The 19,741-nt window shown below is 70.5% G+C and carries 19 protein-coding genes; 5 read left to right on the top strand and 14 right to left on the bottom strand.

The window, feature by feature from the left end; genetic code table 11:
• A complete protein-coding gene (truB, locus tag AB0O44_RS10590; protein WP_364137149.1) occupies positions 1-921 on the bottom strand; it encodes a tRNA pseudouridine(55) synthase TruB in 921 nt (306 codons plus the stop codon).
• Between the two features lie 134 nt (positions 922-1,055).
• Between truB and AB0O44_RS10585 the strand changes: the two genes are divergently transcribed.
• Positions 1,056-2,264 carry a pyridoxal phosphate-dependent aminotransferase gene (locus AB0O44_RS10585; protein WP_364137147.1) on the top strand — a complete coding sequence of 403 codons (1,209 nt, stop codon included), beginning with the start codon at positions 1,056-1,058 and terminating at the stop codon, positions 2,262-2,264.
• 60 nt (positions 2,265-2,324) lie between these two features.
• Positions 2,325-2,522, top strand: a complete 198-nt coding sequence (locus tag AB0O44_RS10580) for a hypothetical protein (protein WP_290258355.1) — start codon at positions 2,325-2,327, stop codon at positions 2,520-2,522.
• A gap of 45 nt (positions 2,523-2,567) precedes the next feature.
• Here the strand turns inward: AB0O44_RS10580 and AB0O44_RS10575 are convergent, their stop codons facing one another.
• The 7 genes from AB0O44_RS10575 to rimP all read right to left on the bottom strand — a co-directional run bounded on the left by AB0O44_RS10575 (position 2,568) and on the right by rimP (position 9,450).
• Positions 2,568-2,915 (bottom strand): CU044_2847 family protein, encoded by a 348-nt coding sequence (locus tag AB0O44_RS10575; RefSeq protein WP_364137145.1) that lies wholly within the window; start codon positions 2,913-2,915, stop codon positions 2,568-2,570.
• Complete coding sequence (trxA, locus tag AB0O44_RS10570; RefSeq protein WP_364137143.1) at positions 2,912-3,361, bottom strand: thioredoxin; 450 nt, start codon at positions 3,359-3,361, stop codon at positions 2,912-2,914. The genes AB0O44_RS10575 and trxA overlap by 4 nt, the downstream gene beginning before the upstream one ends.
• A gap of 168 nt (positions 3,362-3,529) precedes the next feature.
• Positions 3,530-4,054, bottom strand: a complete 525-nt coding sequence (gene rbfA, locus AB0O44_RS10565; RefSeq protein ID WP_364137141.1) for a 30S ribosome-binding factor RbfA — start codon at positions 4,052-4,054, stop codon at positions 3,530-3,532.
• A gap of 249 nt (positions 4,055-4,303) precedes the next feature.
• Entirely contained in the window at positions 4,304-7,147 is a 2,844-nt protein-coding gene (gene infB, locus AB0O44_RS10560; protein ID WP_364137139.1) for a translation initiation factor IF-2, read from the bottom strand.
• A 152-nt stretch (positions 7,148-7,299) separates the two neighbouring features.
• A complete protein-coding gene (locus tag AB0O44_RS10555; RefSeq protein ID WP_364137137.1) occupies positions 7,300-7,641 on the bottom strand; it encodes a YlxR family protein in 342 nt (113 codons plus the stop codon).
• Positions 7,642-7,855: 214 nt separating this feature from the next.
• Complete coding sequence (gene nusA / locus AB0O44_RS10550; protein ID WP_290258361.1) at positions 7,856-8,836, bottom strand: transcription termination factor NusA; 981 nt, start codon at positions 8,834-8,836, stop codon at positions 7,856-7,858.
• A complete protein-coding gene (rimP, locus tag AB0O44_RS10545; RefSeq protein ID WP_290258362.1) occupies positions 8,836-9,450 on the bottom strand; it encodes a ribosome maturation factor RimP in 615 nt (204 codons plus the stop codon). Before rimP ends, nusA begins: the two co-directional genes overlap by 1 nt.
• Before the next feature lie 157 nt (positions 9,451-9,607).
• Between rimP and AB0O44_RS10540 the strand changes: the two genes are divergently transcribed.
• The 3 genes from AB0O44_RS10540 (at position 9,608) to AB0O44_RS10530 (ending at position 12,690) form a co-directional block, all read left to right on the top strand.
• Positions 9,608-10,783 carry a DUF4439 domain-containing protein gene (locus AB0O44_RS10540; protein WP_364137134.1) on the top strand — a complete coding sequence of 392 codons (1,176 nt, stop codon included), beginning with the start codon at positions 9,608-9,610 and terminating at the stop codon, positions 10,781-10,783.
• A gap of 114 nt (positions 10,784-10,897) precedes the next feature.
• Entirely contained in the window at positions 10,898-11,629 is a 732-nt protein-coding gene (locus AB0O44_RS10535) for a VIT family protein (protein ID WP_364137132.1), read from the top strand.
• A 23-nt stretch (positions 11,630-11,652) separates the two neighbouring features.
• Positions 11,653-12,690: an aminoglycoside phosphotransferase family protein gene (locus AB0O44_RS10530; protein ID WP_364137130.1), complete on the top strand. Its 1,038-nt coding sequence runs from the start codon at positions 11,653-11,655 to the stop codon at positions 12,688-12,690.
• Between the two features lie 36 nt (positions 12,691-12,726).
• Here the strand turns inward: AB0O44_RS10530 and AB0O44_RS10525 are convergent, their stop codons facing one another.
• From AB0O44_RS10525 to AB0O44_RS10500, 6 genes are all read right to left on the bottom strand, one after another.
• Positions 12,727-14,175, bottom strand: a complete 1,449-nt coding sequence (locus tag AB0O44_RS10525; RefSeq protein WP_364137128.1) for a pyridoxal-dependent decarboxylase — start codon at positions 14,173-14,175, stop codon at positions 12,727-12,729.
• A 90-nt stretch (positions 14,176-14,265) separates the two neighbouring features.
• On the bottom strand, positions 14,266-15,060 hold the full coding sequence (locus AB0O44_RS10520; RefSeq protein WP_364137126.1) for a TSUP family transporter: 795 nt from the start codon (positions 15,058-15,060) through the stop codon (positions 14,266-14,268).
• Between the two features lie 12 nt (positions 15,061-15,072).
• Positions 15,073-16,884 (bottom strand): proline--tRNA ligase, encoded by a 1,812-nt coding sequence (locus AB0O44_RS10515; protein WP_364137124.1) that lies wholly within the window; start codon positions 16,882-16,884, stop codon positions 15,073-15,075.
• 475 nt (positions 16,885-17,359) lie between these two features.
• The gene (locus AB0O44_RS10510) at positions 17,360-18,247 is read right to left on the bottom strand and encodes a GNAT family N-acetyltransferase (protein ID WP_364137325.1); all 888 of its coding nucleotides are present in this window, start codon (positions 18,245-18,247) and stop codon (positions 17,360-17,362) included.
• A complete protein-coding gene (gene ispG, locus AB0O44_RS10505; protein WP_290258369.1) occupies positions 18,210-19,376 on the bottom strand; it encodes a flavodoxin-dependent (E)-4-hydroxy-3-methylbut-2-enyl-diphosphate synthase in 1,167 nt (388 codons plus the stop codon). The genes AB0O44_RS10510 and ispG overlap by 38 nt, the downstream gene beginning before the upstream one ends.
• 48 nt (positions 19,377-19,424) lie before the next feature.
• On the bottom strand, positions 19,425-19,718 hold the full coding sequence (locus AB0O44_RS10500; protein WP_290258370.1) for a YciI family protein: 294 nt from the start codon (positions 19,716-19,718) through the stop codon (positions 19,425-19,427).
• Positions 19,719-19,741: the final 23 nt, after the last annotated feature.

The following is a 19,741-nucleotide window of genomic DNA, read 5'->3' as shown; positions in this document are numbered from 1 at the left end:
TCAGGCACCCGGCTTTCCGGTGTCCGGGGCGAAGACCAGCACGGGCTTGGCGTAGTTGCCGGCGTCGGAAAGCAACGCCACGAGGGAGCCGTCCGGGGCAAAGGCCGCCGCCGGATTCTCCGCCGTCGCGGCCTCCGGTGAACCGGCCGGCGCACCGGCGGCGATCCGCCGGCCGAAGGAAAGTTCGACAGTCTCCTCGTCGCTAAGTTCGCGGTTGGGCATCAGCGCCCGCGCGGCCTGCGACATTTCCAGCAAGTCCAGCTCCTCGGCGAGCTCCTCCAGGCTGTGGGCCTGGTCGAGGCCGTAGGGCCCCACCTGGGTGCGGCGCAGTGCTGTGAGGTGGCCGCCGACGCCAAGGGCGGAGCCCAGGTCGCGGGCGAGGGCGCGGATGTAGGTGCCGGAGGAGCACTCGACGGTGACGTCCAGGTCCAGCACTGCGCCGTCGGCGCTGCGCCGGAACTCGTGGATCTCGAAGCGGTGGATGGTGACCGGTCGGGCGGCGAGTTTGACCTCCTCGCCGGAGCGGACGCGCGCGTAGGCCCGCTCGCCGTTGACCTTGATGGCGCTCACGCTGCTGGGGACCTGCTGGATTTTCCCGGTGAGGGCGGCGACGCCGGTACGGACGGCGTCTTCGGTGACCCCGGCGGCGCTGGTGCGGCTGACGACCTCGCCCTCGGCGTCGTCCGTGATGGTCGACTCGCCCAGGCGGATGGTGGCGGTGTAGGTCTTGGACGTCCCAACGATGTAGGTCAGGAGGCGGGTAGCCTTGTTGACGCCCAGGACCAGGACGCCCGTGGCCATCGGGTCCAGGGTGCCGGCATGGCCCACCTTTCGGGTACCGGCGATCCGCCGCATCCGCCCAACCACATCGTGGCTGGTCCAACCCTGCGGCTTGTCTACTATCACCAGTCCAGAAAGCACGCCTCCCAGTATATCCGCGACACACCGGCCTCCCGCCGCCCGGGAGTCGGCCGTGCGCAGCACCAGCACAGCACCGGGAAGCCGCCGGGAAGCCACAGCCGGCAGGCACCGGCCCGGCGGCTAGGATGGCAACCATGCCAGAGCTAGCCGCCCATGTCCGCGATGTTCCCGTCAACCAGATCCGCGAGATCACCGAGGCCGCCTGGCACACCCCCGGCGCGATCGTGCTGAGCATCGGCGAGCCGGGCTTCGCGCTCCCCCGCCACGTCCTCGAGGCCGGCATGGCGTGCCTGGACCGGGACGAAACCAACTACACGCCCAACGCCGGGATTCCCGCGCTGCGGGAGGCATTCGCCGCCCGCTTCCGGGAGCACAACGGCGTCGACGTCGGCGCGGATCGCGTGTACGTCGTCGACGGCGCCCAGCAGGGCCTGCACTTCGCGATGAGCCTGTTGCTCTCCCCCGGCGACGAGATCCTGGTGCCCAACCCCGGCTACCCCACGTTTGCCATGACCTCCAGCCTGCTGCACGCCGTCCCGGTCCGTTACCCGCTGTACCCGGACCACGCCTTCCAGCCGCGGATCGAGGACATTGAGGAGCTGATCACCCCGCGGACCCGGGTGCTGGTGCTCAACTCCCCCTCGAACCCGCTGGGTGCCGTGCTCAGCGAGGACCTCACGCGGCGGCTGGTGGAACTGGCCCGGAAGCACGACCTGTGGATCATCTCGGATGAATGCTACGAGGCCTTCACCTACGACGTCCCGCACGTCAGCCCGGCCCGGTTCGACAGCGACGTCCCCGGCGAGGCCCGCGTCTTCACGTCGCTGACGCTCTCCAAGACCTACGGGCTGACGGGCCTGCGGATCGGCGCGCTGATCTGCCCTCCCGGCCTGGAGCAGCAGATGAACAACGTCATGGAGGCGATCGTCTCCTGCGTGGCCTCCCCCTCGCAGTACGCCGCCCTGGCCGCGCTCACCGGCCCGCAGGACTACGTGTCCCACGCCCATGCCCACTACCGGACCAACCGGGACGCCGCCTCCCGGGTCCTGGACGCGAAGGACATCCCCTTCCTGACCGCCCAGGGCGCCTTCTACCTGTGGGCGGACATGTCCCACGTCAGCGGCGGCAACGTCCGGGCCTGGGTGCGGCGTTTCCTGGCCGAGTCGGGGGTTGCCTTCGCCCCGGGAACCGCGTTCGGTTCGATCGGCGAGGGCTGGATCCGGATCGCCTTGTGCGGCGGCACCGCGGAACTGGTCGAGGGGCTGGAGCGGCTGCCCGGCAGGGACCGGTCCGGGGACGACACGGCCCCGGAGTCCCTACCGCGGGATGCGGCCAGGCAGTAGCCTGACCCGACACGTCCCAGCCGCCGGAGGCGGGCAACGACAAGGAAAACGGAGGCGGCCATGTGGTGGCAGGACCTGTTGTGGGGCATCTGGAACGGGCTGACGGCCTGGATCATCCTGATCGCCCACGTCTTCGGGGCGTGGAAGGAATTCCCGTTCTACAACACGGCCCGGGCCGGCAACTGGTATGACTTCGGTTTCCTGCTCGGCATGGGGTCGCCGCTGCTGGGCCGCCTGGGCGCCCGACGGCGGCGCTGACGCGACGCGCCAGCGGTAGCGACAGGACCGGTCAAAGCACCGCGGTCAGAGCACGATCTCGTTCTCGTCCGGAACCTCGGGTGCGGCCGACGCGGTAAAGGACAGGGTGACCACGAAGTGCCCCTCGGCGCAGGTGCGGGCGATGATCGCCCCGGCGTCGCCGGCCAGTTTCACCCCGAACTGCAGTTGCAGGTGTTCCGGGGCGAGTTCGCGCATCACCTCGGCGGCGGCGCGGGCGGCCGGGCGGACCGCGGCCAGGGCATCCTCGAGCCGGCGGCCGGCCTCCAGCACCCCGATCTCGTTCCGGGCCGGACGCTCGACCCCGAAGCTGCCCTCGTCGACCTCCACCAGCACGGTCCCGGATCCCACCTCGTAGCGCAGGATCTCGGTCACCGCCGGCTCCTTTCGTTCCGGCCGGCCAGCGCCCCGTCCAGCCAGGACCGCAGCGCGGCCGCCGGGGGCGCCCCGGCCTGGCGCGCCACCACCGTGCCGTCGATGATGACCAGCATGGTGGGGATGGCCTGCACGTCGAAGCGGCGGGACAGGGCCGGGGAGGTGTCCACGTCGACCTTGACGAGTTTGACCTGTCCGGCCCGCTCGCGCGCCAGCCGGTCCAGCACCGGGCTGACCATGCGGCAGGGGCCGCACCAGGCGGCCCAGAAATCCACCAGCGCCGGCACCGATGACTGCTCAGCGATCGCGGCGAAGTCCGCGTCTCCGGCGGCCACGATCCAGGGCAGGTCTTGCCGGCATTTGCCGCAGCGGGGGTGGCCAGCCACGGCGGCGGGGATGCGGTTGGTGGCGCCGCAGTTCGGGCACGTCACCAGCGCCGTGGTCATGGCCTGCCGCCGTCGTTCGGGTGCCCCGGAGTCATGGTTCCATGGGACCCTCCGGGCGCCGGAGCGCCTAGGGTCCAAAGGCCCCGCGGGCGGCGGGCGGCCAGCCCCGGATACGCCTCCGGCCGGACCCGCAAACGGGTCCGGCCGGAGGTCCGGGGCGTGCCGGGACTACTTGTTGCTGTCCTCGTCGATGTCGCCGCCGGCGCGGAGATCGTGGTTCTCCTCGTCGAAGTCGTCCTCGTCAAAGTCCTCGTCGTCGAGTTCGACGTCGTCGGGGATGTCGCTCTTGTACGGGTCGGCGTCGCCGGCGTGCTTGGCGCCGGCCGCGAGGGCCGCCACCTCGGCGTCGCGCTTCTTCGCCTCGCGCAGCAGTTCCTCGAGGTTTGAGGCCACCACGGGGATCTGGTCGGCGACGAACTCCAGGGTCGGAGTCAGCCGGACGGTGATGTTGCGGCCGACTTCCTGCCGGAGCACACCCTTGGCCTTCTCCAGACCCTTGGCGGCATCGGCCTGCGCCGTCTCGTCGCCGAACACGGTGTAGTACACCGTGGCGTGCTGCAGGTCATTGGTCACCCGCGCATCGGTCACGGTCACGCCTTCGAGCCGGGGATCCTTCACCCGTCGGCCCAAAGCCTCCGCAACCACAACCTTGATCCGCTGCGCCAACTTGGCAGCCCGTGCGGGATCAGCCATTTCCACTCCTAAAAAAATTTGGATGTACGACGGCGCCGAAACGGTCGCCGTACAAGTGCCGGTTTGGTGCCACGCGCCTAAGTCAAGCCTACGACGGACTCCCGTTGGATTTTTTCCGGCGGCCTGGGAGTGGCATCGGGCCTGTCGGAGCCGGGTGGTTTGCGATCGGAGATCGGAAACCACCCGGCGAAGGGGCGGGGCCGCCGGAAAAAATCCAACGGCCCCGCACCTCTGTAACGCTAGCTCCGACTAGACGCGCGGCTTCTCGCGCATCTCGAAGGTCTCGATGATGTCGCCTTCGGTGATGTCGTTGTACGAGCCAAGACCGATACCACACTCGAAGTCCGTGCGGACCTCGGTGGCGTCGTCCTTGAAGCGCTTGAGCGTCTCAACGGTGAGGTTGTCGCCGATGATCTTGCCGTCGCGGCTGATGCGGGCCTTGGCGTTGCGCCGGATGATGCCGGAGCGGACGATCGAGCCTGCAATGTTGCCGAACTTGGACGAGCGGAAGACCTCGCGGACCTCGGCCGTGCCCAGCTGGACCTCTTCGTACTCCGGCTTGAGCATGCCCTTGAGGGCTGCCTCGATGTCATCGATGGCTGCGTAGATGACGGAGTAGAAGCGCATGTCCACGCCTTCGCGGTCTGCCAGTTCGGCAACCCGCTCGGCGGGCTTGACGTTGAAGCCGATGATGACGGCGGAGTCGACCGTTGCCAGGTTGACGTCGTTCTGCGTGATCGCACCGACACCGCGGTGGATGACGCGGAGCTGGACACCCTCGCCGACGTCGATCTTGAGCAGAGCGTCTTCGAGGGCTTCCACGGCACCGGACACGTCACCCTTGAGGATGAGGTTGAGGGTGTCGATCTTGCCATCGGCGACGGCCTGGTCGAAGTCTTCCAGGCTGATGCGCTTGCGGCGCTTGGCCAGGGCGGCGTTGCGGTCGGCGGCTTCACGCTTCTCGGCGATCTGGCGGGCGGTGCGCTCGTCAGCGGTCACGAAGAAGGTGTCACCGGCGCGCGGGACGTTGGACAGACCCAGCACCTGGACGGGGCGGGACGGGCCGGCCTCGGTCAGGGCGCTGCCGTCGTCGTCGAACATCGCACGGACGCGGCCGTGGGCCGTGCCTGCCACGATGGTGTCGCCGACGTGCAGTGTGCCGGACTGGACCAGGACGGTTGCAACCGCACCGCGGCCCTTGTCCAGGTTCGCTTCGATCGCGATACCGCGGGCGTCCTTGTTCGGGTTGGCGCGCATGTCCAGGGCTGCGTCCGCGGTGAGCAGGACGGCCTCGAGCAGCTCGTCGATGTTGAGGTTCTGGCGTGCAGAGACCTCCACGAACATGGTGTCGCCACCGTACTCTTCCGGAACCAGGCCGTACTCGGTCAGCTGGCCGCGGACCTTGTCCGGGTTGGCGCCTTCCTTGTCGATCTTGTTCACGGCCACGACGATCGGCACGTTGGCCGCCTGGGCGTGGTTGAGGGCTTCAACGGTCTGCGGCATCACGCCGTCGTCCGCTGCGACCACCAGGATGGCGATGTCGGTGACCTTCGCACCACGGGCACGCATGGCGGTGAACGCCTCGTGGCCCGGGGTATCGATGAAGGTGATCTTCCGGTCGGTGCCCTCGTGGTTGTGGGTGACCTGGTAGGCACCGATGTGCTGGGTGATGCCGCCGTGTTCGCCCGCCATGACGTCGGACTTGCGGATGGCATCGAGCAGCCGGGTCTTACCGTGGTCGACGTGGCCCATGACGGTGACAACCGGAGGACGTGCCTCGAGTTCCTCATCGCCCTCGGCCTCAAGCTCCGCGTCGAAGTCGATGTCGAAGCCGGAGAGCAGCTCGCGCTCCTCGTCTTCCGGCGAGACGACCTGCAGCTTGTAGCCCAGCTCCTCGCCGAGCAGCGCGAAGGTCTCTTCGTCCAGGGACTGCGTGGCCGTAGCCATCTCGCCCAGGTGGAAGAGGACCGTCACCAGTGCGGCGGGGTTTGCCTCGATCTTGTCGGCGAAGTCCGTGATGGACGAGCCGCGGCGCAGGCGCACCACGGTGTTGCCGTCGCCGCGGGGTACGCTCACGCCACCCAGCGACGGAGCGCTCATCTGCTCAAGTTCCTGGCGCTTGGCGCGCTTCGACTTGCGCTGCTTGCCGCGGCCTGCGCCGCCCTTACCGAAGGCACCCTGGGTGCCACCGCGTCCGCGGCCACCCTTGCCGAAGCCGCCGCCGGCCGGGGCGCCGCCGCCACCGGGACCGCCGGTGCCGGGAGCACCCGGACGGCCCGGGCCGCGACCGCCGCCGGGACGGCCTGCACCGGCGGGTGCGGGACGCTCGGTGCGGTTGGGCATCATGCCCGGGGTCGGACGGTTTCCGCCGGCACCCGGACGGGCGCCGGGGGCACCAGCCGGACGCGGTGCGCCCGGACGGGGACCGGCAGCACCGGCGGGACGCGGAGCACCCGGACGGGGTCCACCGGCACCGGCTGCGGGGCGGGGGCCGCCGGGGCGGTCGCCCTGGCTGCCACCCGGACGCGGCATCCCCTGGGACGGCGCGAACGGGTTGTTACCCGGACGGGAGGTACGTTCGGAGTCGCCGCCACGGCCGCGGGGCATGCCCTGCGAGGTGGCGAACGGGTTGTTACCCGGGCGGGGACCGCCGGGTCGCGGCGCGGAGCCACCCTGGCGGGCCGGAGCGGCGGGCGCTTCAGCCTTGGGGGCCGGGCGTGCGCCGGGCTTGGCAGCGGTGGACGGCGCGGCGGGTGCCTCGGCGGCCGGAGCGGCAGCGGGGGCTGCCGGGGCGGGAGCCGACGGCGCCGGAGCGGCGGGGGCTGCGGGAGCTTCGGCCTTGGGCGCGGCCGGAGCCGGCGCGGGGGCCGGGCGGTTGGCGGCGGGGCTGGCCTTGGGGGCGGACGCGGGCGCTTCGGTCTTGGAAGCGGCGGGAGCGTCGGGGAAGGCGTTGCGGAGTTTCCGCACCACCGGTGCCTCAATTGTGGAAGAGGCGGAGCGAACAAATTCGCCCAGTTCCTGCAGTTTTGTCACTGCATCTTTGGAAGTAATACCGAGCTCTTTGGCGAGCTCATGTACGCGGACCTTGGCCACATTTCTCCTGTCTCGGTCCGCACCGAGCCAGGCACGAACCGTCTACTTCTTACTGCGGGCCTCCGCCGCGGGTGCAGCTGAAAGGCCCATTGCAGAGCGCAACAAAGTTGTCATCGTTGCGTACTCATCGCTGGGAACTCATCGGGTTTCCATCAGTTTTCTGACCCGCTTTCAGGTTGGACGGTTGTTGCTGCGGCCACCGGGGTGTCTGCAGCGTGCGTGCCTGCCAGGATCCGGCGTTCGACGTCGTCCGTTCCGGCGACGCCGTTGAGGGCGCGTCCGAACGCACGGCGTTTGACCGCCAGTGCCAGGCACTTTTCGCTGGGGTGCAACCATGCTCCCCTGCCTGCCATCCGGCGTCGTTCGTCGACCACGACGGCGGTTGACCCGCCGGCGCCGGCGACCAGCCGGAGCAGTTCCGACCGCGTTCCCTTCTTGCGGCACCCGATGCAGGTACGTTGCGGCTGATTCCCGAGCTGCTGAGTTTCTGCCACTGCGAGTATCTTCCTGCCGTAACCACCTGCCGGCCCGGCACGTCCGCTGGGAAAGCCGCACGCGCCGAGGGCACAAGGATGCCGGCCCGAAGGCGCGGTCACTGTCTATTCTAGCCCTCCGGCGCCCCGGTCCCGAAACGGGCAGGTCCGGGGAAACGGCGTTCGGCCCCGGGCAGGGGCTGCGCCGGGGCCGAACGTGGAGATGAGGGAGGGACTACTTGTCCTTGTTCTCCGCCGCGTCCGAGACGATGTCGATCCGCCAGCCGGTGAGCTTGGCGGCCAGGCGGGCGTTCTGGCCCTCCTTGCCGATGGCGAGGGAGAGCTGGTAGTCCGGGACCACCACGCGGGCGGACCGGGTGGCCTCGTCCGTGATGGTGACCGAATTCACCCGCGAGGGCGAGAGCGCACTGGCGATGAAGGTGGCCGGATCGTCGCTGTAGTCGACGATGTCGATCTTTTCCTCGTTCAGCTCGGTCATGACGGCGCGGACGCGGGAGCCCATCTCGCCGATGCAGGCACCCTTGGCGTTGACGCCCGGGATGTTGGCCTTGACCGCGATCTTGGTGCGGTGTCCGGCTTCACGGGCCAGCGCGACGATTTCGACCGAGTGGTCCGCGATTTCCGGGACCTCGAGTTCGAAGAGCTTGCGGACCAGGCCGGGGTGGGACCGGGACAGCGTGATGGACGGGCCCTTGGTGCCGCGGTGCACGTCGATGACGAAGGCGCGGAGCCGGTTGCCGTGGATGTACTTCTCGCCGGGGACCTGTTCGGGCGGCGGCAGCAGCGCCTCCACCGTGCCGAGGTTCACCTGGATCATGTGCGGGTTGTTGCCCTGCTGGATGGTGCCGGCGACGAGTTCGCCCTCGCGGCCCTTGAACTGGCCCAGGACGTTGTCGTCCTCGGCGTCGCGCAGGCGCTGCAGGATGATCTGCCGGGCGGTGCTCGCGGCGATCCGGCCGAAGCCGGCCGGGGTGTCCTCGAACTCCCCGACGGGTTCGCCGTCGTCGTCGATCTCGGTGGCCCAGATGGTCACGTGGCCGCTCTTGCGGTCCAGCTCGGCGCGGGCCTTCTCGAAGGCGCCAGGCGTCTTGTGGTAGGCCACCAGGAGGGCCTGTTCGATGGTGGGGATCAGGAGATCCAGCGGGATTTCACGCTCACGCTCCAGGAGTCTCAGCGCGCTCATGTCAATATCCATTAGGCCTCCTCGGAAGGTCCATTGTCGTTCTCCAGCGGCGCCTCTTCGAGGTGGCTGAACTCTATCTCGACTTTTCCACTGCGGATCCTGTCGAAAGGAAGCTTCACGGGGTCGCCCTGCTTGGGCTTCATCCCCTTCTTGACGGCCAGTTCGGGCACCAGCGTAACGCCGGAGCTGTCCACGGACTGGATCCGGCCGGTGACGTTGTCACCCTGGATGACGTTGACGGTGACCATCCGGCCGCGGGCGCGGTGCCAGTGCCGCTCTTCGGTGAGCGGGCGGCCGACGCCGGGCGAGGACACCTCGAGCTCGTACGGCCGGGAATCCGTGCTGGGGTCCTCGTCCAGGATGTCCGAAAGGGTCTTGGAGATCTCCGCGATCACGTCGAGGCTGACGCCGCCGGTTTCCTCCTGGGGCAGGTCGACGACGACGTGGACCACCCGGTTGGCGCCGGCAATGTGAATGGAGACATCTTCCAGGTACAGCCGGTTGGCCTGGACCGCGGGGGCGAGGAGCGCGTAGAGCCGCTCGGCCTCCAGGTTGTGTGCGGGGGCGGCGTCAGCCTTCCCCGATCCGGTCCGGCCTGTCGAAGTCGTGGCTTCTGCGTTGGTCATGATGCCGCCCGCCTCCTGCTAGATGATGTTGTGAGTACTAGCGTAGCGACAATCGCGGCCGGTGGCGCACTCCAGTTCCGGCCGCCGCACCGCCGCCGGGCCTCTCCAGACCCCCACCGCGGTGGCTCGCGTGCGGGCCGTGCCAAAATGGTCTGTTGTGAATGAGGAGACCAGCGGAGAACGACGGCGGGCCCGGCTGCCCCGCAACCTTCCCCGGCTGGCGTTGATCGTCGTCCTCGCCGTGGTGGTGCTGACTTTGGGGCTGGTGGTACGCCCCGGCAAGCCCGCGGAACCGGCTCCGCCGACCACGTCGGAGAAGGCCCTGGCCGCCGCCCTTACCGACACCCTGGAGCTCCGTTCCGACGCGGAACGGCTCACCGGCGCGGGGACCGCCGCGTACGGCACTGTGAGTTTCCTGACAACCCAGGCCAGGGCGCTCTGGCGGCCCGGGTCGGCCACCGCTTCGGCGTCCCCGTCTCTGGCGCCCTCCGGCGCGGCGTCCCCGTCCCCGTCCACCGCGTCCCCGTCCCCGTCCACCGCGTCGGCGTCCCCGGGCCAATCCCCCGCGTCTGCGTCCCCGTCAGCCGCGCCCGTGACGGCCGCGTCGCTCGTCACCGCACTGGACGCCAGCGGGCGGCAACGCCTGGCCGACGCCGCCTCCGCGGACCCGGGGACAGCCCGCCTGCTCGCCTCGATCGGCACCGGCCAGCTGCTGCAGGCCTCCGCGGTGGCCGCCGCGACCGGCACGCCGGACCCGGCATCGACGGGCGCCGCAGCGTCGGCCCCCGCCAGCGCCGCCCCGGCCCCCGGGTCCGCGACACCGGCCCCTTCGGCCTGCCCGTCCGCGACGGTTTCCTCCTCAGCCACCCCCTCCGCGTCGGCGTCACCGGCGCGCGCGGACCTGGCGAACGCCCTCGCCGAGGTGATCAGCACCGAAAGGGAAACCGTTTACGCCTACCAAGTGGCCCTGACGCGTCTGGACGGCCCCGGGGCCGCCGCGGCCGCCACGCGGCTAACCCGCCACGAGGCCCTCGCCGCGGCCGCCGAGTCGCTGGCCCGGCAGCACTGCGCCGCCGCTCCCCCGCGGCAGGCCGGCTATGCACTGGACCCCGCGTTCCTGGTCTCGCCGGCGGCCGGGCTGCGCGGGCTGGAATCCGGCTCGCTGGCGGCCTATGCCGACCTGGTGGGCCTCAGCGACGGGGCCACCCGCCAATGGGCCGTGTCCGGGCTGCTGGAAACCGGCCGCCGCGCCGCCGCCTGGGGCGCCGCGCCGGAGCCGACCCCGGGCCTGTCGGTGGACCCCGCGGAACTGCCCACGCTGCCTGCAAAATAGGCTGGCCGGGCGGGAAATAAGCCTGGATGTGCCACGAATCAGGGTAGGCGCTGCTTACTTTACTTAGCCTCCGAATACTGGCGGCGGTTGCGGCGCTGATGGTTGGCTGTTCGCATGGAAACCAGCCAGGCACCCGTCTTTCAAGAAAATGAACCGCACCGCAACGACCTCGCGCACCGGCTGAACTGGTTGCGCGCCGGCGTCCTCGGCGCCAACGACGGGATCGTCTCGGTCGCCGCGATCGTGGTGGGCGTCGCTGGCGTGACGACCGACTCCGGCCCCATCCTGATCGCCGGTGCCGCCGGCGTCGTCGGCGGTGCCATCTCCATGGCCCTGGGTGAATACGTGTCTGTCAGCAGCCAAAAGGACAGCCAGGAGGCGCTGATCGAGAAGGAACGCCGCGAACTGGCCGAACAGCCCGAGGAGGAGCTCGCCGAGCTCACCGCCATCTACCAGGCGAAGGGCCTCAGCCCGGAAACCGCCGGCGCCGTGGCCCGGGAACTGACCGCCCACGACGCGCTCGGCGCACACCTCGCGGCCGAACTGAACATCGACGAAACCGACATCGTCAGCCCCTGGCACGCCGCCCTCGCGTCCGCCATCGCCTTCCTGGCCGGTGCCATCCTGCCGATGCTGGCGATCCTGCTGCCGCCGGAAAACATCCGCGTGCCGCTCACCTTCGCCGCGGTGCTGGTCGCGCTGGCCGTGACGGGAGCCGTCGGCGCCTGGATCGGCGGCGGCTCAAAGGCCAAGGCCGCCATCCGGGTCGTGATCGGCGGCGCCGCGGCTCTGCTGGCCACCTTCCTGATCGGCAACTGGCTGGGCACCAGCGGCTTCGCCGGCTGAATCGCCGACACTACGCTGGGACGGTGACTTCGCCCAGCCCCGTCCCGATCCCCGCCGCCCTCACCCGCAGATACTCCCGGACCGCCGAGGGCCGCGCCTGGCTGGCGTCCCTACCGGGCGTGATCGCGGACGCCCTTGAGGCGTTTTCGCTGGTCCTTGACCTGGCGCCCGGCGCGGAACCGTGGAGCGGGCACGGCGCCGTGGTCGTCCCGGTGCGGCTGAACGACGGCACGCCGGGTGTACTGAAGGCCGCCTACCCGCACGAGGAATCCCGGACCGAACACGTCGCCCTCGGGCTCTGGGAGGGCCGGGGCGCGGTCCGGCTGATCGCCGCCGACCCGGAGGCGGGCGTGCTGGTGCTGGAGCGCCTGAAGGCTACCCGTTCGCTGCAGGAGGTGCCCCTTGCGGCGGCCGCCGCGGTCTGGGGCGGCCTGGTCCGCCGGCTCTCGATCGCCCCGGACGGCCGCCCCGCCTGGCGCGGCTTTGAACAGGTCGCCGCCGTGGCCGAGCGGTGGAGCGACGAGTTTCCCGAGCGCTGGGAGGCCCTGGGCCGGCCCTTCCCCCGCTGGCTCCTGGAGGCCGCCCTGGAGGTCTGCCAGACCCGGGGCGTGGTGGGCCGGCGCTCCGGCGTCGACGTCCTGGTTCACGCCGACCTGCACTTCCTGAACATCCTGGCCCGTCCCGGGACAGCGGCCGGGTCCGGGGATCCGGACGATTACCGTGCCATCGACCCGCACCCGCTGGTGGGTGAGGCGGAGTTCGCGGTGGCGCCGCTGCTCTGGAACCGGCTGGCCGAATTGTCCGCCGCCGATCCGGCCGCGGCGCTGCTGGAACGCTGCCAGGAGTTCAGCGCGGCCGCGGGCCTCGACGGCGACGTTGCCCGGCAATGGGCCCTGGCGCGGGAAGTCGAGAATGCGCTCTGGTACACGGAGGAACGGAACGACGGCGGCCGGACTCGGTCGCTCTGGGTCGCCAGCACCCTCGCCGGGCGGACCCTCGACGGGCTGCCCATGCCCGCCGACCTGCCGGTCCCGGGCGCCTCCGGCCCCTCCCGCGGCTAGGCAACAACGACGAGGTTGCCGCGCCAGGCGTCCGCGCTAGGTGCCCGCCTGCTCAGTCGCCTGCTCACCGGCGTCCCGGACGGCGGCAAGCGCGTCCCGGACCGCCGCCACCGCTGTGGCCACGTCGCCGTCGTCGGTGCTCCAGTTGCTCACCGAGATCCGCAGGATGTCCCTGCCCCGCCAGCGCGAACCGGACATCCAGACCCGGCCGTCGGCGATGATCCGGTCCGTTACCGCCCGGGTGGTGGCGTCATCACCGAAGGCCAGGGAGACCTGGGTGTAGACGACGTCGTTGAGCACCTCGACGCCCTCGAGCGCGGCCAGCGCCTCGGCCAGTTGGCGGGCACGGAGCACCAGCCCGCGGACCTGCCCGGCGACGCCGTCGCGGCCGAGGGACTTCAGCGCGGCCCAGACCGGCACGCCGCGGGCCCGCCGGGACAGCTCCGGCACGGTCTCGAACGGATCGGCGGCCCCGTCGGCGGCCTGGATGAGGTAGCTGGTGTGCAGGCCCATCGCCGCCCGGAGCGCGGTGACGTCCCGGACCACCGCGATCCCGCAGTCGTAGGGCACGTTGAGGGTCTTGTGCGCATCGGTCCCCCAGGAGTCTGCCCTGTCCAGCCCGTCGGTCAGGGCGGCCAGTTCCGGCACGGCGGCGGCCCAGAGGCCGAAGGCCCCGTCCACGTGCACCCACGCGCCGTGGGACTTGGCGACGGCGATGGCCTCCCGGAACGGGTCGAAGGCACCCGAATGCAGGTTGCCGGCCTGCAGGCAGACCAGCAGCGGCACGGATCCGGTACCCGGACCACCCTCGGCAACCGCCGCCCCGAGGGCGCGGTCCAGGGCCGCCGGGTCGATCCGGCCCTCCGCGTCCGCCCGCACGGCGGTGGGCCGGCCGAGCCCGAGGTAGCGGAGCCCCAGGTCAATGGTGTCGTGGCGCTCGGCACCCGCGAAGCAGCGGATCCGCGGCGCGCCGGAGAGGCCGTCGGCGTCGGAGTCCCAACCGGCGTCCTGCAGCAGGCGCCAGCGCGCGGCGGCCAGGCCGGTGAAGTTGGCCATGGTGGCGCCGGTGGCGAACCCCACCCCCGACTCCTGGGGCAGGCCCAGCAGCTCGAGCAGCCACCGGCCCGCGGCCTCCTCGATGGCGGCGGTGGCGGGGGTGGCGAAACGGAGCCCGGCGTTCTGGTCCCAGGCACTGACCAGCCAGTCCGCGGCCAGGGCGGCGGGCAGCGTCCCGCCGATCACCCAGCCGAAGAACCGGCCGGAGGGCATGGCCATCAGCCCGGGTTCGGCCTTTTCCGCGAGGTAGTCCACCACCTCGGCAGCGGGGGTGCCGCCGGACGGGAGCGGGCCGCCGAAGTCGGCCGCGAGTTCGGCGGCGCTCCGGGCGGGGCCGATGGGACGGGACTGCTGGCTCTCCAGCCACCGCCGGGCGTGCCCGGCCGCGGCGGCCAGGGCGTCGCGGTAGCGCTCACCGGGTGCTGACATAGCTGCATGCTACGCCCGGCCCCGACACCGCGGCAGGGCCCTGCGGTCCCCGGGAGCCCGGCGCCCGGCACGGAGCCCTTAGCCGAAGTCTCAGCCGAGGGTGTCGTGCCAGACGTCGGAGCCGAGCTTGATGATGAGCACGCCCACGACCACCAGGAACACGATCCGGATGAACTTGCTGCCCCGGCTGACGGCGGTCCGGGCACCGAGGTAGCCGCCGGCCATGTTGGCCCCGCCGAGGACCAGGCCCAGGCCCCAGAGCAGGGAGCCGTGCGGCAGGAAGAACAGCAGCGCCCCGGCGTTGGTGGCCATGTTGACGATCTTCGCCTTGGCGCTGGCCTCGAGGAAGGCGTAGCCCATGGCGGACACCAGCGCGATGATCAGGAAGGACCCCGTTCCGGGGCCGATCATGCCGTCGTAGAAACCGATGACGCCGCCGATCAGGCAGGCGATGACGTAGTGGCGGTGCCCGTTGTGGCGGAGCTTGGTCAGCTCGCCAACGTTGGGCTGCAGCGCCGTAAACAGGGCCACGGCCACCAGCGCGGCCACGATGATCGGTTTGAAGACGCTCGCCGGCAGGGTGGCGGCCAGGATAGCCCCGCCGAAGCTGCCGGCCAAGGCGATCACCGCCATGGGGATGGCGGTGCGCAGGTCCGGCCGCACCCGTCGGTAGTAGGTCACCGCGCTGGTGGTGGTGCCGAAGATGGAGCCCATCTTGTTGGTCGCCAGCGCCTGCACCGGGCTGATGCCCGGCACCAGGAGCATGACCGGCAGCTGGATCAGTCCCCCGCCGCCCACGACGGCGTCGATCCAGCCGGCCGCGAAACCGGCCACCACCACCAGGATCAGGGTGGTGAGCTGGATTGATTCAAGACCCGAAAGCATCCCCGGGCCGGGTCAGGCGTTGCGGACGGCGTTGACCACGTGGTCGACGGCCCGATCCACGGCGATGTTCTCGGCGTTGCCGCTGCGGCGGTCCTTGATCTCGACGACGCCGTCCACCAGGCCGCGGCCGACGGCCAGGATGGTGGGCACGCCGACGAGTTCGGCGTCGCCGAACTTGACGCCCGGGGAGACCTTGGGACGGTCGTCGTAGATGACCTCGAGGCCGGCGGCCTCCAGTTCGAGCGCGAGCTTCTCGGCGGCGGCGAAGATCTCCTCGCCGCGTCCGACGGCGACGACGTGTACGTCGGCGGGGGCGACGGCGCGGGGCCAGACCAGGCCCTTCTCGTCGTGGTTGGACTCGGCCAGGGCGGCCACCGCGCGGGTGACGCCGACGCCGTAGGAGCCCATGGTGACGACGACCTGCTTGCCGTTCTGGTCCAGGACCTTCAGGTCCAGGGCCTCGGCGTACTTGCGGCCGAGCTGGAAGATGTGGCCCATTTCGATGCCGCGGGCGGTTTCCAGCGGGCCGGAGCCGTCCGGGGCGGGGTCGCCGGCGCGGACTTCGGTGGCCTCGATGACGCCGTCCCAGCCGAAGTCGCGTCCGGCCACCAGGCCGAAGACGTGCTTGCCGGCCTCGTTGGCGCCGGTGATCCAGGCGGAGCCGCTGACCACGCGGGGGTCCACCAGGTAGAGCAGCTTCGACGCGCCCTCGGAGCCCAGCAGCGGGGCGTCCGGGGACAGGCCCGGCCCGATGTAGCCCTTGACCAGCAGGGGCTGCTTCTTGAGGTCCTCCTCGTTGGCGGCCTCCAGGGTGATCTCACCGGCGATCGGCAGGAAGGATCCGATGGTGGCCTCGACGCGCTTGAGGTCCACGCCGCGGTCGCCGGGGACGCCGATGACGACGAGCTGGCGCTCACCGGTGGGCAGGGTGACGGCGAGCACGACGTTCTTCAGCGTGTCCGCGGCGGTCCAGGCGCCGCCGTCGGCCTCGCTGCGGGGCGCCAGGGCGTTGGCGGCCGCCACGAGGGTGTCGATGGTGGGGGTGTCCGGGGTGTCGCGCACCTCGGCGGCGGGGGCGTTGGTGAAATCGATGTCCGCGGGAACCACGGTGGTGACGGCCTCGACGTTCGCCGCGTAGCCGCCGGCGGACCGGACGAAGGTGTCCTCGCCGATCTCGGTGGGGTGCAGGAACTCCTCGCTCTTGGACCCGCCCATGGCGCCGGCCGTCGCGGTGACCGGGACGACCTCGAGGCCGAGGCGCTCGAAGATCTTCAGGTAGGCGCTGCGGTGGGCGGCGTAGCTGGCGTCCAGGCCGGCGTCGTCGACGTCGAAGGAGTAGGAGTCCTTCATGATGAACTCGCGGCCGCGGAGCAGGCCAGCCCGGGGGCGTGCCTCGTCGCGGTACTTGTTCTGGATCTGGTAGATACTCAGCGGCAGGTCCTTGTACGAGGAGTACAGGTCCTTGACCAGCAGGGTGAACATTTCCTCGTGCGTGGGGGCCAGCAGGTAGTCGTTGCCCTTGCGGTCCTTGAGCCGGAAGATGCCCTCGCCGTACTCGGTCCAGCGGTTGGTCGCCTCGTAGGGTTCCTTCGGCAGCAGCGCCGGGAAGTGGACCTCCTGGGCGCCGATCGCCGTCATCTCCTCGCGGATGATCTGCTCCACCCGGCGCAGGACGCTCAGGCCCAGCGGCAGCCAGGTGTAGATACCGGGGGCCGCGCGGCGGATGTAACCTGCTCGGACCAGCAGCCGGTGGCTGGCCACCTCGGCGTCGGCGGGGTCTTCACGCAGGGTGCGCAGGAACAGCTGGGAGAGTCGAAGGACCACTGGAGGGGTATCCGTTTCTGAGAAATGCGGGGCCTCCGGGGAGGCACGAAATGTCCAGCTACCAATCTACCGCCTCGCCGCGGCGCGGGTTCCCGGGCGACGCGGGTTGTGCGGGTGGCATGTGTCCGGGCGGGAGGCGTCAGGGAATGGGACGGGCCGCGCCCCGGCGTGGAAGCCCCTGGCCGTTTCCGGCTGGTCATCCGTCGTGGCGCGGCCCCGCGACCCCAGTGCCGCTTTTATCAAGGCTGTTAACCCTGGCCCGAGCCTGCCCTTCCGGGCGGCTGCGGGGCCAGTTGGTGGTTCCCCCTGAGACCGCTCGCGCCTTCTCGGCGCGGCTAGCTAGAACCTATGTGATCCCCGTCGCCAAAACAAGAGTGTGCCCTTATATTTTTGTCACAAGTCGGTGACATGACGTGTCTCGGGCGGGGTGGAACGGCGCCGTCCTTGGACAGCGCCGTCCTAGAAGAGCGCGGTTTTAGAAGAGCACCGTCGCGAAGCTGCCGGCCTGTTCGAAGCCCACCCGCTCGTAGCTGGCCCGGGCACGGACATTGAAGTCGTTGACGTAGAGGCTGGTCACCGGAGCGAGCCGCTGGGCCAGGAGCACGACGGCAGCCATGTACCCGGCGCTAAGGCCGAGCCCGCGGTGGGTGGGGTTCATCCACACGCCCTGGACCTGCGTGACGGCGGATGTGACGGCGCCGAGTTCGGCCTTGAAGATGACCTCGCCGTCGGGCCCGAGGTGGACCATGGAGTGCCCGGCCCGGATCAGCCCCTTGACCCGCCGGCTGTAGAACTCGCGGCCGCCGAGGTAGGGCGAGTAGCCCACCTCCTCCTCGAACATAGCGGCGCAGGCGGGGAGGATGCGGTCGAAGTCGGCCATCTGCCCGAAGCCTAACGCCGGATTGGGCTCGATCAGCGGCGTGCCGCTGATGGTCATGAGCGGTTGGTCCGCCCTGATCTCCTGGGCGGTGTGCCCGAGGTCCTCCATGGCCGCGTGCAGCGCCAGTACGGCCTCGGCGGGGCCGAAGATGGAGGCGTAGCGGCGACCGGCGCGGTGTGCCGCGGCCGCGATGAGGGGTGCGAGGTCGGCATCCAGTTCGACCGGCACCAGGTTGGCCCCGGCCCAGCAGGCCGAGACGAGGGCCCCGCCGTCGAACACGCCGAGGATGCTGGCGCCGCCGGCGGTTGGCGCGGCGGTGCCGGCGGATTCGAGGTGGGACAGGATGAAGACGTTCGCGACGGGGTCGCGCCGCGCGAGATCGCGGAGGGTGCCGGTGTCGCCGGCGCCGAGGAGGCGGACGGCGGCACCGGCCTGGGTACCGTCCTTACGAAACGCTAACCACGGGGCCACCCTTGACAGCATCTTCGCCATCGGCTTCCCCCATCTCTTCGGCGAGGCGCATAGCCTCTTCGATCAGTGTTTCGACGATCTGGTTCTCGGGGACGGTTTTGATGACCTCGCCCTTGACGAAGATCTGGCCCTTGCCGTTGCCGGACGCCACGCCGAGGTCAGCCTCGCGGGCCTCGCCGGGTCCGTTCACCACGCAGCCCATGACGGCCACTCGCAGCGGCACCTCCATGCCCTCCAGGCCGGCGGTGACTTCCTCGGCGAGGGTGTAGACATCCACCTGGGCGCGTCCGCAGGACGGGCAGGAGACGATCTCGAGCTTGCGGGGGCGCAGGTTCAGCGACTGCAGGATCTGGTTGCCCACCTTGACCTCCTCCACCGGCGGGGCGGAGAGGGACACGCGGATGGTGTCGCCGATACCGCGGGAGAGCAGCGCGCCGAAGGCGGTGGCGGACTTGATGGTCCCCTGGAAGGCGGGGCCAGCCTCGGTCACGCCGAGGTGCAGGGGCCAGTCACCCTTTTCCGCGAGCATCTCGTAGGCGGCCACCATGACGACGGGGTCGTTGTGCTTGACCGAGATCTTGAAGTCGTGGAAGCCGTGCTCCTCGAACAGCGAGGCTTCCCAGACGGCGGACTCGACGAGCGCCTCCGGGGTGGCCTTGCCGTACTTCTTCATGATGCCGGGCTCCAGCGAGCCGGCGTTGACGCCGATCCGGATGGAGGTGCCGTGGTCCTTGGCGGCGCGGGCGATTTCCTTGACCTGGTCATCGAACTTGCGGATGTTGCCGGGGTTGACCCGGACCGCTGCGCAGCCGGCCTCGATCGCGGCGAAGACGTACTTCGGCTGGAAGTGGATGTCCGCGATCACCGGGATCTGCGACTTCTTCGCGATGATGGGCAGCGCCTCCGCGTCGTCGGCGGAGGGGCAGGCCACGCGGACGATGTCACAGCCGGAGGCGGTGAGTTCGGCGATCTGCTGCAGGGTGGCGTTGATGTCCGTGGTCGGCGTGGTCGTCATGGACTGCACGCTGATCGGGAAGTCGGAGCCGACGCCGACCGAGCCGACCTTGATCTGGCGGGTTTTCCGGCGCGGGGCAAGAACGGGGGGCGGTGCCGACGGCATTCCGAGGCTGACCGAGGTCACGGGGACTCCTCTGGGATCGAAGCGTAGTGCGAAGGGTGGGCGGGCCGCTTAGGCGGAGTGGCCGGCCAGCAGGCCGGTCACCGGCGCCCAGGCCGTGGTGCGGATACCGGAGATGGCGCTGGCGGCGGCGAACGGGTCCTGCTTGAGCAGCTCGCTCAGGGCCTGCTCGTCGGCTGCCTTGAGGATCAGCAACGCGCCGGCGCCGTCGGAGTACGGGCCACTGGCCAGCAGGGTGCCGTCCTCGGCCAGGCCGGCGGTCCATTCCCGGTGGGCGGGGCGGGCGGCGGCGCGGGATTCGGCGGACTCGGCGTCGTAAACGTACTCAACAGCAAAAACAGTCATACGGCTACCCTATCCCCCAGTCC

It is taken from the genome of Arthrobacter sp. NPDC080082 (assembly GCF_040686595.1).
Taxonomy (GTDB): domain Bacteria; phylum Actinomycetota; class Actinomycetes; order Actinomycetales; family Micrococcaceae; genus Arthrobacter.
Note: the sequence above shows the minus strand (reverse complement) of the source record. Positions and strands in the feature narration are given on the sequence as shown.